Origin of the sequence: Novosphingopyxis baekryungensis DSM 16222 (assembly GCF_000420305.1) — a bacterium.
GTDB lineage: Bacteria > Pseudomonadota > Alphaproteobacteria > Sphingomonadales > Sphingomonadaceae > Novosphingopyxis > Novosphingopyxis baekryungensis.
Window position 1 is genome coordinate 675,281 of record NZ_ATUR01000002.1, and the last position, 13,027, is coordinate 688,307.

The 13,027-nt window shown below is 65.5% G+C and carries 12 protein-coding genes and 1 tRNA gene; 6 read left to right on the forward strand and 7 right to left on the reverse strand.

What is annotated here, in order from left to right; translation table 11 throughout:
- Positions 1–12 precede the first annotated feature (12 nt).
- The 5 genes from G410_RS15455 to G410_RS0103350 all read right to left on the reverse strand — a co-directional run bounded on the left by G410_RS15455 (position 13) and on the right by G410_RS0103350 (position 4,959).
- Positions 13–1,224: a dihydroorotase gene (locus G410_RS15455; RefSeq protein ID WP_022672244.1), complete on the reverse strand. Its 1,212-nt coding sequence runs from the start codon at positions 1,222–1,224 to the stop codon at positions 13–15.
- Complete coding sequence (locus G410_RS0103335) at positions 1,221–2,207, reverse strand: aspartate carbamoyltransferase catalytic subunit (RefSeq protein ID WP_022672245.1); 987 nt, start codon at positions 2,205–2,207, stop codon at positions 1,221–1,223. The genes G410_RS15455 and G410_RS0103335 overlap by 4 nt, the downstream gene beginning before the upstream one ends.
- A gap of 534 nt (positions 2,208–2,741) precedes the next feature.
- Positions 2,742–3,023 (reverse strand): GIY-YIG nuclease family protein, encoded by a 282-nt coding sequence (locus G410_RS0103340; RefSeq protein ID WP_022672246.1) that lies wholly within the window; start codon positions 3,021–3,023, stop codon positions 2,742–2,744.
- A 365-nt stretch (positions 3,024–3,388) separates the two neighbouring features.
- Positions 3,389–3,847, reverse strand: coding sequence for a Holliday junction resolvase RuvX (gene ruvX, locus G410_RS0103345; RefSeq protein WP_028971007.1), 459 nt, complete (start codon positions 3,845–3,847; stop codon positions 3,389–3,391).
- A gap of 5 nt (positions 3,848–3,852) precedes the next feature.
- Entirely contained in the window at positions 3,853–4,959 is a 1,107-nt protein-coding gene (locus G410_RS0103350; protein WP_022672248.1) for a DUF3089 domain-containing protein, read from the reverse strand.
- Between the two features lie 154 nt (positions 4,960–5,113).
- Here G410_RS0103350 and gatC point away from each other — a divergent pair, with 154 nt between their 5' ends.
- From gatC to G410_RS0103370, 4 genes are read left to right on the forward strand one after another with little or no spacing between them, the layout of a single operon-like run.
- Positions 5,114–5,401 (forward strand): Asp-tRNA(Asn)/Glu-tRNA(Gln) amidotransferase subunit GatC, encoded by a 288-nt coding sequence (gene gatC / locus G410_RS0103355; protein ID WP_028971008.1) that lies wholly within the window; start codon positions 5,114–5,116, stop codon positions 5,399–5,401.
- Positions 5,401–6,888 carry an Asp-tRNA(Asn)/Glu-tRNA(Gln) amidotransferase subunit GatA gene (gene gatA / locus G410_RS0103360; protein WP_022672250.1) on the forward strand — a complete coding sequence of 496 codons (1,488 nt, stop codon included), beginning with the start codon at positions 5,401–5,403 and terminating at the stop codon, positions 6,886–6,888. The genes gatC and gatA overlap by 1 nt, the downstream gene beginning before the upstream one ends.
- Positions 6,885–8,381: an Asp-tRNA(Asn)/Glu-tRNA(Gln) amidotransferase subunit GatB gene (gene gatB, locus G410_RS0103365; protein WP_022672251.1), complete on the forward strand. Its 1,497-nt coding sequence runs from the start codon at positions 6,885–6,887 to the stop codon at positions 8,379–8,381. Before gatA ends, gatB begins: the two co-directional genes overlap by 4 nt.
- 1 nt (position 8,382) lies before the next feature.
- Complete coding sequence (locus tag G410_RS0103370) at positions 8,383–9,690, forward strand: Nramp family divalent metal transporter (RefSeq protein WP_022672252.1); 1,308 nt, start codon at positions 8,383–8,385, stop codon at positions 9,688–9,690.
- A gap of 60 nt (positions 9,691–9,750) precedes the next feature.
- On the opposite strand, the gene G410_RS0103375 is transcribed toward G410_RS0103370, so the two are convergent.
- Both G410_RS0103375 and G410_RS17910 read right to left on the reverse strand, forming a co-directional pair.
- Entirely contained in the window at positions 9,751–10,590 is an 840-nt protein-coding gene (locus G410_RS0103375; protein ID WP_022672253.1) for an endonuclease/exonuclease/phosphatase family protein, read from the reverse strand.
- Between the two features lie 106 nt (positions 10,591–10,696).
- Entirely contained in the window at positions 10,697–10,954 is a 258-nt protein-coding gene (locus tag G410_RS17910) for a hypothetical protein (protein WP_156851833.1), read from the reverse strand.
- 112 nt (positions 10,955–11,066) lie between these two features.
- Between G410_RS17910 and G410_RS0103385 the strand changes: the two genes are divergently transcribed.
- Together G410_RS0103385 and tig are read left to right on the forward strand one after the other, a co-directional pair.
- A tRNA-Leu gene (locus G410_RS0103385) sits at positions 11,067–11,151 on the forward strand.
- A 112-nt stretch (positions 11,152–11,263) separates the two neighbouring features.
- Positions 11,264–12,895 (forward strand): trigger factor, encoded by a 1,632-nt coding sequence (gene tig, locus G410_RS0103390; RefSeq protein WP_022672255.1) that lies wholly within the window; start codon positions 11,264–11,266, stop codon positions 12,893–12,895.
- Positions 12,896–13,027: the final 132 nt, after the last annotated feature.

Genomic DNA, 13,027 nt, shown 5'->3' on the forward strand with positions numbered 1-13,027 from the left:
CGGTCCGCACCCCTATTTGATCACCACGCCGCCCTTGATCAGGTGGCGTACGCGGCCCTGAACCGGCAGCCCGTCGAACGGCGTATTGCCGGCCTGCGCTGCCATGCGCGAGGAATCGACCTGCCACGGCGCGTCCGGCGCGATCAGGATCAGGTCCGCCTCGCAGCCCGGCGCAATGCGGCCCGCTTCCACGCCCAGAATGCGCGCGGGATTGCCGCTGAGCAGTTCGAACAGCCGCCCCATGCTGACATGCCCGTCGCGCACCAGCCCCAGCGCCATCGCCAACAGCGTCTCCGCGCCCGCCATCCCCGGCGCGGCGTCGGCAAAGGGCAGGCGCTTGTCTTCCGGCCCGCGCGGATCATGGCCGGAGGAAATGACGTCGACCGTGCCGTCCGCCACCGCCGCGATGCAGGCCAGCCGGTCCTCCTCGGCACGCAGCGGCGGAGACAGCCGCGCAAAGGTGCGGAAACCGGTCACCGCGATGTCCGACAGGAACAGATGCGCCGGGGTGATGCCGCAGCTGATGCGCAGCCCGCGCGCCTTGGCATCGCGGATCAGATCGAACCCGCGCGCCGTCGTCACCTGGCGGAAATGGACATGCGCGCCGCTTTCTTCCGCCAGCATCAGATCGCGCGCGATCGATAGCGCTTCGGCCATCGCCGGGGCTTGCGGCAGGCCCAGCCTGGTCGCCGTCTCGCCGCCGGTGGCCACGGCATGGCCGGTCAGCCCGCCGTCTTCGCTATGCACGAACAGCGGCAGATCGAGCGCGGCGGCATAGCCCATCACGCGCAGCATCACGCCGCTATCGGCAATCCAGCCGCGCCCGGTCGCCACACCGCGCGCGCCCGCGTCCTTCATCAGCGCCAGCTCGGCCAGCTCGCTGCCCGCCAGCCCCTTGGTCGCCGCGCCCAGCGGATGCACCCAGAAGTCCGGCTTGCCCGATCGGGTGGCGGAGCGCACCGCGCCGGGATCGTCCAGCGGCGGCGTGCGATCGGGCATCAGCGCCGCGCGGGTAATGCCGCCAAAATGAAAGGCGGGCTTGTCGGTGGCGAAGACACCCAGATCCACGATGCCCGGCGCGGCGATGAGCCCCTTGCCGTCGAACGTCTGCGCGCCTTGCGGGGCGTCCTCCACGAAGCGCCCGTCCGCGATATACAGTGTCTGCGCTGCCGGGTCGGCCGCGCCGGGGTGCAGCACATGGCTGCCGGTGATGATGAGGCTCATGCCCAGCCCTCCATGCCGCGCGACCGGCGGGTGAGAATATCGAGGCAGGCCATGCGCACCGCCACGCCCATCTCCACCTGCTCGACAATGGCGGAGCGTTTGGGATCGTCGGCGATGGTCGAGCTGATTTCCACGCCCCGGTTCATCGGGCCGGGGTGCATCACCAGCGCGTCAGGCGCGGCAAGCGAGAGCCGCCGTTCGTCGAGCCCGTAGAGATAGGCATATTCGCGTGGGGAGGGGATGAATGGCCCGGCCATCCGCTCATTCTGAAGACGCAGCATCATGACCACGTCCGCGCCGTCCAGCGCGGCATCGAAATCGGTATAGCCGGTCACGTTGAGCGCATCGAGCCCCGGCGGCAGCAGAGCGGGCGGCCCGGCCACGCGCACCTCGGCGCCCAGCGTGCCAAGGCAGATCATGTTGGAGCGGGCGACGCGGCTGTGCAGCACATCACCGCAGATGGTGATGCGCAGGCCGGAGATATCCCCCTTGCGCCGCCGGATGGTGAGCGCATCGAGCAGCGCCTGCGTGGGATGCTCATGGCTGCCATCGCCAGCGTTGAGCACCGGGCAATCGACCTTGTCCGCGATCAGCTGCACCGCGCCGCTGCTGGCATGGCGGATCACGATGGCATCGGCGCGCATCGCGTTGAGCGTAACCGCGGTGTCGATTAGCGTCTCGCCCTTCTTCACGCTCGATTGCGCGGCGTGCATGTTGACCACGTCCGCGCCCAGCCGCTTGCCGGCAATCTCGAAGCTCAGCAGCGTGCGCGTGCTGTTCTCGAAAAAGGCGTTAATCAGGGTAAGGCCGGCCAGCCGGTCGTCATGCTTGGAGGCCTGCCGGTTCATGGCCACCCACTGCTCCGCCTCATCCAGCACGAACAGGATTTCCCACGGCTGCAGCCCGGCAATGCCGAGCAGATTGGCATGCGGGAAGGCGGCGCTGCCTTGCGGATAGCGGCTGGCGGTGTCTGATGCTGTCATTAAAGGCAGGTTCCTAATGGCCGGGGCGCGGGGCGGCAAGCCATGCCAGCTTCACTTGGTTCACACAGGTCACACTGTCCAGAGGCGCAAATTCCAGCGCATGGCTGCATGCTGAAAACTGGCAGGTCGGGCAGGGCGGTGCGCGCGGGCATAGCCGGGTCTTAACCGATATGAAGGGCTGTAGGACAGCCCGAACATCCCCCCGTCGCTCCTGCGCAGGCAGGAGCCCATCCCGCGCTCGTGGGATCGGGGACGATCGTATCTCAGCACCCCGGCGCGATTGTCGGTTCGTGCAGATCGATGGGTGTTGCGATGGATCGATAGCCGGGATGGGCCCCTGCCTGCGCAGGGGCGACGCAGAATTTGCGATCCCGCTCTGTCCTGTCCATCGCAGACCAAGCCCCACCGCATACCGTCGCTCCTGCGCAGGCAGGAGCCTATCCCGCGCTCGTGGGATGGGAGACGGTGGTATCTCAGCACCCCCGCGCGATTGTCGGTCCATAAAGATCGACGGCTGTTGCAATCAATCAGGTATCAATAGGGCAGCAGGTCGGACCAGTCGGGATTGGCCTTGCTGATGAGATCGGTCTTCCAGCGGCGCTTCCATTTCTTCATCGCCTTCTCGCGGGCGATCGCTTCGGCGATGGTCGGATATTCTTCGGCATAGACCAGATGGTGCAGGCCGTGGTCGCGGCAATGGATCGATCCGGTGCCGGACTTATGCTGGTGCACGCGCGCAGGGAGATTGGCCGTGACGCCGATATAGGTCGTGCCGAACGGCTTGTTCGCCATAATATACACCCAGCCCCCGCGCATGAGCAGATGATGGCTGGCGCGGGTGAAAAGGCAAGGGTGAAAGCGGGACCGCGATGGCCGCGATCTTGGTGTGCGCCGGTCCAAATCCGTTGCGCGCTAGCGACAGTCGGGATGGGCCCCTGCCTGCGCAGGGGCGACGCAGATTTTGCCGTTCCGCTCTGTCCTGCCGATCACGGACCAATGCCCACCGCACATCGTCGCTCCTGCGAAGGCAGGAGCCCATCCCGCGTTGGTGGAATCAGGAACGATGGTTTCTCGGCACCGCGGCACGATCGTCGGTTCCTGCAGATCGACGGTTGTTGCGATGGATCGATAGGCGGGATGGGCCCCTGCCTGCGCAGGGGCGACGCAGATTTTGCGGAAGGCTAGTCGCGCACCAGCGCGTCGATCGCCCCTTGCAGGATATAGGCGGCGGCGGCGCTGTCGATCCGTTCGGCGCGTTTGCCGCGGCTGACATCCTGTTCGATCATCGCGCGCTCCACCGCCTGCGTGCTCCAGCGCTCATCCCAGAGCAGGATCGGCAGCGCCAGATCGGCAATATTGCGGGCGAAGGCGCGCGTGGACTGACAGCGCGGCCCCTCGGTCCCGTCCAGATTGCGGGGCAGGCCGAGCACGATGCCGCGCGCATCGCGGCTTTCGATGGCCAGGCGCAGCTCCTCCCGGTCGGCCAGGAACTTGCGGCGCTTGATGGTTTTGGCCGGGGTGGCAAAGGTCCACTGCGCATCGCAAAAGGCGGTGCCGATGGTCTTGGTGCCCAGATCCAGGCCGATCAGCGCGCCGCCCTGCGGCAACAGCGCGCGCAACCCTGCGGCGGTTTCCACCATGTCCATCAGCGCGCCTCGAACGCGTCCAGCCGCCGTGCGACATCGGCGCGGACATTGGCCCAGAACAGCGGATAATCGTACACATGATAATTGTTGCCCGGCAGCACATAGGAGCCAAGGCTGGGCGGATCACCGATCAGCAGGAAGCCCTTCTCATCGCAGCGCGCGGGCACGGAGGCGGGCACCAGCTCGGCATCGCTCAAGTCGTCATTGGGCACCAGCGTGCCCAGATTGGCCTCGATCGGGGCCTCGTCATCGGCCTGGCCGGTCAGCGGATTGGTGCACACCATGGTGGTGCCGCTGCGGCTCTGGCCGTCGAAACCGGTGGTGGCGGCATACGCCTTTTCGATAAAGCCGACATCGGCAGGCTCGGCATAGCTGAGCCAGCTCAGCACGCAGCCGGGCTGATCGGCGGTCTCGCATTGCGGCAGGCCGAGCGCCGGCAGATCGGTCGTCTCGCTGATCGGCCAGCCGACGACATAGGCCGCCACGATCCGCTTGGCGAGCGGCTTGCCGGCGATGCGGTCCTTCATCAAATGGGTCAGGTGCAGCGAGCCTTGGCTATGGCCGGCCAGGATGATCGGCTGATCCGGCCCGATGCCGTCCAGAAAGGCATCGAACGCCTGCAGCACGTCTTGATAGGCCGCATCGATCGCCTTTTGCCCTTCCGGCTTGTCGGTGATGAAGGCGCCGAACGCGGCCTGCCGATAGCGCGGGGCCCAGACGTCGCCCGCCGCGTTGAAGGCGGACGCCATCCCGCGCAGGAACACACCCGCCCGGTTCTGCGATTCCACATCGTCCAGCGGGGCGTTCCAGTAATCCTTGGCCAGATAGCTGGTGGGGTGGATGAAAAATACCGCCGCATCGCCCTTGCCCATGGGCTGCATGCCCGGCGGCAGCCAGTTGACCACCGATGTCCGGCGGCCGGGCCGGGCGAACCACATGGCCGGATCGTCATAGACGTTTTCCGCCAGCTTTTCCTGCTCCACAAAGGCCACGTCCGGCACGCTGGTATATTGCAGAATTCGGTCTGCATAGCGCGACCACAGGATGCCCGCGGCCAGGATGAGCGCGATGCAGATGGCGATGAAATAGAGGAATTTTCTGGCCAAGTCGGTCTTTCCGCAATCTCTGGTTGCAGGCCACATAAAGGCTGTAGCGCGAAAGTCATCCCCGCTAGCATCGCCGGATGAATAGCGGTTGAAGATCGCGCGCGCATCGCTTGTCCTCTTGATGGCGGGCGGGGCCGGTGTTAGCGGCAGGGCCATGTCAGTCGATACCCAAACCGTCCTGAAGATCGCCCGCCTTGCGCGGATCGCGATCAGCGAAGACGAAGCCCGGGCGCTGGAGCCCGAACTCAACAACATCCTCGGCTTTGTCGAGCAGCTGGGCGAGGTCGATACCAGCGGCGTCGAGCCGATGACCGCGGTCATCCCCAACACGCTGCGTCTGCGCGAGGATGCCGTGACCGACGGCAACAAGCGCGCCGAGGTGCTGGCCAATGCGCCGGTAAGCGAAGAAGGCTTTTTCGGCGTGCCGAAGGTGATCGAATAATGACCGAATTTACCGATATGGGCGTGGCCGCCATCCGCGACGGCGTGCGCGATGGCGATTTCAAGGCGGTCGAAGTGGCCGAGGCGTTCAATGCGCGGGTGGAGAAGGCCGGAGCGCTGAACGCGTTTCTGGTCACCACGCCGGAGCGCGCGATCAACGCCGCCGAAACGGTGGACAAGGCGCGCGCCGATGGCGGCCAGCTCGGCAGCATGGCGGGCGTGCCGATCGGCATGAAAGACCTGTTCTGCACCGACGGAGTGGAGACCACCGCGGCCAGCGACATCCTGAAGGGCTTTCATCCCCCATATGAATCCACCGTTTCGGGCAAGCTGTGGGAAGCGGGCGCGGGCATGCTGGGCAAGCTCAATCTCGATCAGTTCGCGATGGGGTCGTCGAACGAAACCAGCGCGTTCGGCAATGTAGTGTCTCCATGGCGGCGCAATGACGGCGGCGACGCGAAGCTTTCCCCCGGCGGCAGCTCGGGCGGCAGTTCGGCGGCGGTGGCCGCACGGCTGTGCCCGGCGGCGACCGGCACCGATACCGGCGGATCGATCCGCCAGCCCGCCGCATTCACCGGCATCACCGGCGTGAAGCCCACCTATGGCCGCTGCTCGCGCTATGGCGTGGTGGCGTTCGCCAGCTCGCTCGACCAGGCGGGGCCGATGGCGCGCGACGTGCGCGACTGTGCGATCATGCTGGGCGCCATGGCCGGGTTCGATCCCAGGGATTCCACCTCGCTGAACGCGCCGGTGCCCGATTGGGACGCGGCTTTGTCTGGCGATCTCAAGGGCTTGCGCGTCGGCATTCCCAGGGAATATCGGGTCGACGGCATGGACGGCGAGATCGACGGGCTGTGGCAGGAAGGCGCGCAGCGGCTGAAAGATGCCGGCGCGACCATCGTCGATGTTTCGCTGCCGCACACCAAATATGCGCTGCCGGCCTATTATATCGTGGCCCCGGCGGAGGCCTCCTCCAATCTCGCGCGCTATGACGGCGTGCGTTATGGTCTGCGCGATCTGCCGGAGGGCGCGGACCTGCAGGAAATGTACGCCGCCACCCGCGCCGCTGGCTTCGGTGCCGAGGTGAAGCGCCGCATCATGATCGGCACCTATGTGCTGAGCGCAGGCTTTTACGACGCCTATTATACGCAGGCGAGCAAGGTGCGCACGCTGATCAGCCGCGATTTCCAGACCGCCTGGGCGGACTGCGACGTTATCCTGGCCCCCACCGCGCCGAGCGCCGCCTTCGGGCTGGGCGAGATGGTGGGCGATCCGCTGACCATGTATCTGAACGACGTCTTCTCGGTTCCCGCCTCGCTCGCCGGCCTGCCCGCCAGCAGCGTGCCCGCAGGCCTCAACAAGCAGGGCCTGCCGCTGGGCCTGCAGCTGATCGGCAAACCGCTCGACGAGCAGACCGTGCTGAACGCCAGCCTGGCGCTGGAACAGCGTTCGGCCTTCGACGCCAAGCCGCAGGAGTGGTGGACATGAGCGACTATCGCATTCAGGGCGAAACCGGCGAATGGGAGGTCGTGATCGGCCTGGAAGTCCATGCGCAGATCAGCAGCATCTCCAAACTCTTCTCCGGCGCGGCGACCGATTTCGGGTCCGAGCCGAACAGCCAGGTCTCGCTGGTCGATGCCGCGATGCCGGGCATGTTGCCGGTGCTGAACGAGGAATGCGTGAAGCAGGCGGTGCGCACCGGCATGGCGATGGGTGCGCAGATCAACCGCTATTCGCGGTTCGACCGGAAGAATTATTTCTACGCCGATCTGCCGCAGGGCTATCAGATTTCGCAGCTTTATCACCCGATCGTGGGCGAGGGCGAAGTGGTCGTGACGCTGGACGAGAAGGACCCGGACAGCGAACAGAAGACTATCGGTGTGGAACGCATCCATATCGAGCAGGATGCCGGCAAGCTGCTGCACGATCAGCACCCGACCATGTCCTATGTCGACCTCAACCGCTGCGGTGTGGCGCTGATGGAAATCGTGTCCAAGCCGGACATGCGTTCCCCGCAGGAAGCGGGCGCTTATGTGCGCAAGCTCAGAAGCCTTCTGAGATATGTCGGCTCGTGCGATGGCAATATGGAGCAGGGCTCCATGCGCGCCGATGTGAATGTGTCCGTGCGCAAACCGGGTGATGAATTCGGCACCCGTACCGAGACCAAGAACGTCAATTCCATCCGCTTCATCCAGCAGGTGGTGGAGGTGGAAGCCCGCCGCCAGGTCGATCTGATCGAGGATGGCGGCACGGTGGTGCAGGAAACGCGGCTGTTCGATGCGGCGCGCGGCGAAACCCGCTCGATGCGCAGCAAGGAAGATGCGCATGATTATCGCTATTTCCCCGATCCCGATCTGCTGCCGCTGGAGCTGACCGAGGAATTCTTGAGCGAATGCAAGGCGTCGCTGCCCGAACTGCCCGATGCCAAGCGCGCGCGCTATGAAAGCGAACTGGGCCTCAGCGCATATAACGCCGCCGTGCTGACCGCCGATGTGGAAAGCTATCGCAGCTTCGAGGAACTGCTGTCGGTGACCGCAGACAAGCTCGGCAAGAGCGAGAAGGATATCGCCACCAGCACCGCCAACTGGGCGCTGTCGATTGCGCCGGGCGTGCGCAACAGCCTGGGCGAAGACGCAGACCTTTCGCACGATACGGCAGAGGCCAGCGCGGCGATCCTGCAGATGCAGGCGGCGGGCGATATCTCCGGCGGACAGGCCAAGGAGATTTACGAGATCGTCCTGAAAACCGGCCGCGAACCGGCCGAGATCGCCGCCACCGAAGGGTTGCAGCAGACCAGCGACACCAGCGCGATCGAGGCGGAGATCGACAAGGTGCTGGCCGACAATCCGGACAAGGTGGAGCAGTATAAAGGCGGCAAGGACCGATTGTTCGGTTTCTTCGTGGGCCAGACGATGAAGGCCATGAAGGGCCAGGCCAATCCGCAGATCATCAACGATCTGCTGAAGCAGAAGCTGGGCTGACATGGCCGGGGCGGCGCGCGCAGAAGGCGACGCCGCCGCCGACCACGTCTCCGCCGACGACAGCGCCGACGCGCCGGTGCCGCCGCGCGGGCTGGCCCGGCTGCGCACCATCGGCCCCGGCATCGTGGCGGCGGCGACCGGGGTGGGCGCGGGCGATCTGGTGGCCACCCTCATCGCGGGCACGCGCTTCGGCTATGCGCTGCTGTGGGCGGCGGTGATCGGCTGTATCGTCAAGATCGCGCTGGCCGAGGGCACGGCGCGCTATCATCTGGTGACCGGACGCACGATCTTTCAGGGCTGGCAGACGCTGGGCCGCTGGACCAGCGTCTATTTCGGTTTCTACATTCTCATCTGGGGCGCGCTCTACGGGGCCACCGCGATGAGCGCGACGGCGCTGCCGCTGACCGCGCTGTTCCCGATCCTGTCCTTGCGCGGCTGGGCCGTTCTGGCGGGATTGTTCGGGCTGATCTTCGTCTGGTTCAACCGCTATCAGGCGTTCGAAAATGTGATGAAGCTGCTGGTGGCGGTGATGTTCGTCGTCATGGTGGGCCTTGCCATATTGGTGCTGCCCGATCTGGGCGCGATTGCCGAGGGGCTGATCCCGCGCATCCCGGACAATTCGCTGTTTTACACCCTGGGCCTGATCGGCGGGGTGGGCGGCACCATCACCACCGCGGCCTATGGCTATTGGGTGAACGCCAAGGGCTGGCGCGGCCCGGCCTGGATCCCGATGATGCGGCTGGACAATGGCACGGCCTATGTCGCCACCGGCATCTTCGTCATCGCCATGCTGATCGTGGGTGCGGAGCTGCTCTATGCGGCCGATATCGCGCTGGGCACGGGCGATGAAGGGCTGCTTGGTCTGTCGGACGTGCTGGCCGCGCGTTTTGGCCGCCCGATCGCGATCACCTTTCTCATCGGTTTCGCCGCCAGCGCGCTGTCCTCGCTGCTCGGCGTGTGGCAGGGCGTCAGCCTGATGTTCTCCGATTTCGTCCATCAGTTGCAGGGCGCGCAGGAGCGCCCGGAAGAGGCCGAGCGCAGCCGGCCGTTCCGCTTCTATCTGCTGTGGCTCACCTTTCCGCCGATGCTGCTGCTGCTGTTCGACAAGCCGTTCTTCCTCGTCATTCTCTACAGCGCGTTCGGGGCGTTCTTCATGCCGTTTCTGGCGATCACGCTGATCCTGCTGCTCAACCGGCGGGACATCGCTGCCGAGCATCGCAATGGCTGGATGACCAACGGGCTGCTGGGGGCATCGGCGGCGCTGTTTATCGCGCTATGCGGGCAGCAATTATGGGCGCTGGCGCAGTAAGACCGGTCCCTTGAAACTGGCGCCATATAGACGTCTCCTGTGCGCGCGCGGCACAGGCGCTCAATCGATCCAGCGCAATTCGGCCATGATCGGATAGTGATCCGAGGGATAGCGGCCATCCCGATGCGCGGCGATGGTCCGCGCCTGCGTCACCGCGAATCCCCGCAGCAGGATCCAGTCGATACGGCGCGTCGGCGTGCCGCCCAGAAAGCCATGATGGCCGGGCGTTGGCCCGTCGATCCGCGGCGCGAATTGCCAGACATCATAGAGTTGACGGGTGAGCAGGGCATGTGCGTCGCTGCCGGCCCCGGCGTTGAAGTCCCCGGTCAGGATGGCGGGCAGCCCGTCGTCGGCGGCGATGCGGTCGGCGATCAGCCGGGCCGCTTTGGTGCGGGCGCCGTCATCTTCCGGCCGATAGGGGAAATGCGTATCGTAGAGGCGGAAGCGCCGGCCATCGCGCGTTTCGAACAGCCCCCAGGCCAGCGTGCGGGGAAAGGGATGGCCCCAGCTGATGCTGCCCGGCACGTCCGGTCGCTCGGATAGCCAGATCTGGCCCGAATCCAGCAAAGTCAGCCGGTCGCGCCGGTAATATATGCCCATATGCTCATCGCCATGGCCGCCGCGACGATCGACCCCGAACCAGGCATAAGCGGGCAGTCTTTCGGTTATATAGTCGCCCTGCAGCTGGAACAGCTCCTGCGTGCCGATGAGATCGGGCGCGGCGTCGCGGATGACATCGACCAGCAGATCGCGCCGCGCCTCCCACCGGTTCTCCCCGTCCTGCGGACCCGGATAGCGCACATTGACGCTCATCACGCGGAGGTCCTGCGCCGCCGCCGGCGCACCCGCCGCAAGGCCGGCGGAAAGCACCAGCGCCAGCCAGATCATGATATGTCGCATCGCGCCCGCTCCCTGCGTCTTTAGATAGGCCTAGGCCCATAGCAGACCCGATGCGCAAATTTAACGACAGCGGATTTTGGCGACCGCAAGCCGCAGGGACCGGCTGTCAGGCCATCGGCTGACCGGGGGCAGGGGTGCCGGGCGGTTGCTGCGGGGAAGGCACATCGATATCCGGCGTTGGCGGGCTGATTTCCGGCGGCGGGGCGCTGGGTTCGCCGGGGTTCGGCGCGCCGGGGTTCTCCGGCGGCGCGGCGGGCGGACTGGCGGGCGGCGCGGATGGCGTGCCGGGTGTTTCCGGGATCGGCGGGGCCGGGGCCGGGTTCGGCTGGGGTTCGCTGGGCGGAATGGGGGGTTCTACGGGCATGGTTTTTCTCCTCTGAGTATCAGAAACCCGCTAAAAGCGCCTTGGCTCCCACGCAGATGGCTTGCCCTCATGCGCGTATCTCGCTAGACGCGCGGGCTTCGGCCCGGGCCGCGCGGGCGTGGCGGAATTGGTAGACGCGCTTGGTTTAGGTCCAAGTATCGCAAGATGTGGGGGTTCGAGTCCCTTCGCCCGCACCAAACCGCTACGCGGGAGGCGACCGGCATATCCGGGTCGAAACGGAATTCTTGAAGGCGCGGGCCGGCCAGTCCGGTGGCGCCCAGACATAAACGGAAAGAGCTTGAACCAGTCATGCAGAGCAAAGAGACGCTGAACGAAGGCCTGAAGCGCGCCTACACCATCACCATCCCTGCGAGCGAAATCGAAGCGCGTGTGGACAGCGAGGTGAAGAAGATCGCACCGCAGGTCCGCATGCCTGGCTTCCGCCCCGGCAAGGTGCCCGCCAATCTGGTGCGCAAGATGCACGGCGAGGCGCTGATGCAGGACGCGCTGAACGCTTCCATCCAGGACGGCATCCAGAAGACCATCAGCGACAACAATCTGCGCCCCGCGATCCAGCCCGATGTCTCGCTGCAGGACGGCTATGAGGCCGGCAAAGACGCCACGCTGGACATGAGCCTGGAAGTGCTGCCCGACGTGCAGGCCCCTGCGCTCGACGGCTTCAATCTCGAGCGTCTGACGGTCGAGCCGACCGATGTCGAAATCGAGGAAGCCCTCAGCCGCCTGGCCGAGAACCAGAAGAATTTCGAACCGGCCGCCAAGAGCTACAAGGCCAAGGATGGCGACATGGTCATCATCGATTTCGAAGGAAAGGTCGATGGCGTGCCGTTCGATGGCGGCAAGGGCGAAGCGATGGCCGTGCAGATCGGTTCGGGCCAGCTCATTCCCGGGTTCGAGGACCAGCTGGTCGGCGTGAAGGCCAATGACGAAAAGATGCTGAACGTCACCTTCCCCAAGGATTATGGCAATGACGATCTGGCGGGCAAGGATGCCACGTTCGACATCGTGGTTGGCGAAGTGCGCAAGCCCGCCGAAGTGGTGGTGAACGATGATTTCGCCAAATCGCTCGGCCTGGAAAGCGAAGAGCAGCTGCGCGGCCTGATCAAGGGTCAGCTGGAGCAGGAACTCAACGGCCTGACCCGCACCCATATGAAGCGTCAGTTGCTCGATCAGCTGGCTGGCAGCCATGATTTCGACGTCCCGCCGACCATGGTGGAAGCCGAGTTCGACCAGATCTGGCAGCAGCTGCAGGCCGAAGCGGCCAAGGAAGAAGACAGCGAGACGGCGCTGAAGGAAATGGAAGACGAGAAGGACGAGTATCGCGATATCGCGGTGCGCCGCGTGCGCCTCGGCCTGCTGCTTTCCGCCATCGGCCAGGACAATGGCGTGGACGTTTCACAGAACGAAATGAACATGCTGATCCAGCAGGCCGCGGGCCGCTATCCGCAGGAGCAGCGCCAGCAGTTCATGCAATATATGCAGCAGGACCCGATGGCCGCCGCGCAGCTGCGTGCGCCGCTGTATGAAGACAAGGTGGTCGACTTCCTGTTCGACAAGGCGGACGTGACCGAGCGCACCGTGACCCGCGAAGAGATCGAAGCGGCGATCGAGGCGGAGCCGGAAGCGGACGACGCCAAGAAGAAGCCGGCCGCCAAGAAGAAGGCCCCGGCCAAGAAAGCCGCAGCCAAGGACGCCGAAGACGACAAGGCCGACAAGCCATCCGCCAAGAAGGCGCCGGCGAAGAAGGCCGCTGCCGCCAAGGCGGATGCGGACGACGCTGCAAAGCCTGCCAAGAAGGCACCGGCCAAGAAGGCCGCCGCCAAGAAGGCCGACGAGCAGGACGCGGATGCGGACGACAAGCCGGCTGCCAAGAAGGCGCCCGCCAAGAAGCCTGCCGCCAAGAAGGCGCCAGCGAAGAAATAAGGGCAGGGGCGCCAGCGCCCTTCCCGCCGCGTAAAGATCATGTCGTCCCGGGCTCGAACCGGGGTTCGGGGGCAGGCCATGCGAAATGGTCTCCCTGGATCCCGGATCAGGTCCGGGACGATGCGTTTTGGC

What these genes read in the sequence shown, in the direction of transcription:
- gatA (WP_022672250.1), top strand. Translation starts at nt 5,401, where the DNA reads ATGACCGAATTTACCGATATGGGCGTGGCCGCCATCCGCGACGGCGTG.
- ruvX (WP_028971007.1), bottom strand. Translation starts at nt 3,847, where the DNA reads ATGGTGGAAACCGCCGCAGGGTTGCGCGCGCTGTTGCCGCAGGGCGGC.
- G410_RS17910 (WP_156851833.1), bottom strand. Translation starts at nt 10,954, where the DNA reads ATGCCCGTAGAACCCCCCATTCCGCCCAGCGAACCCCAGCCGAACCCG.
- gatB (WP_022672251.1), top strand. Translation starts at nt 6,885, where the DNA reads ATGAGCGACTATCGCATTCAGGGCGAAACCGGCGAATGGGAGGTCGTG.
- G410_RS0103335 (WP_022672245.1), bottom strand. Translation starts at nt 2,207, where the DNA reads ATGACAGCATCAGACACCGCCAGCCGCTATCCGCAAGGCAGCGCCGCC.
- G410_RS15455 (WP_022672244.1), bottom strand. Translation starts at nt 1,224, where the DNA reads ATGAGCCTCATCATCACCGGCAGCCATGTGCTGCACCCCGGCGCGGCC.
- G410_RS0103370 (WP_022672252.1), top strand. Translation starts at nt 8,383, where the DNA reads ATGGCCGGGGCGGCGCGCGCAGAAGGCGACGCCGCCGCCGACCACGTC.
- G410_RS0103375 (WP_022672253.1), bottom strand. Translation starts at nt 10,590, where the DNA reads ATGCGACATATCATGATCTGGCTGGCGCTGGTGCTTTCCGCCGGCCTT.
- gatC (WP_028971008.1), top strand. Translation starts at nt 5,114, where the DNA reads ATGTCAGTCGATACCCAAACCGTCCTGAAGATCGCCCGCCTTGCGCGG.
- G410_RS0103340 (WP_022672246.1), bottom strand. Translation starts at nt 3,023, where the DNA reads ATGCGCGGGGGCTGGGTGTATATTATGGCGAACAAGCCGTTCGGCACG.
- tig (WP_022672255.1), top strand. Translation starts at nt 11,264, where the DNA reads ATGCAGAGCAAAGAGACGCTGAACGAAGGCCTGAAGCGCGCCTACACC.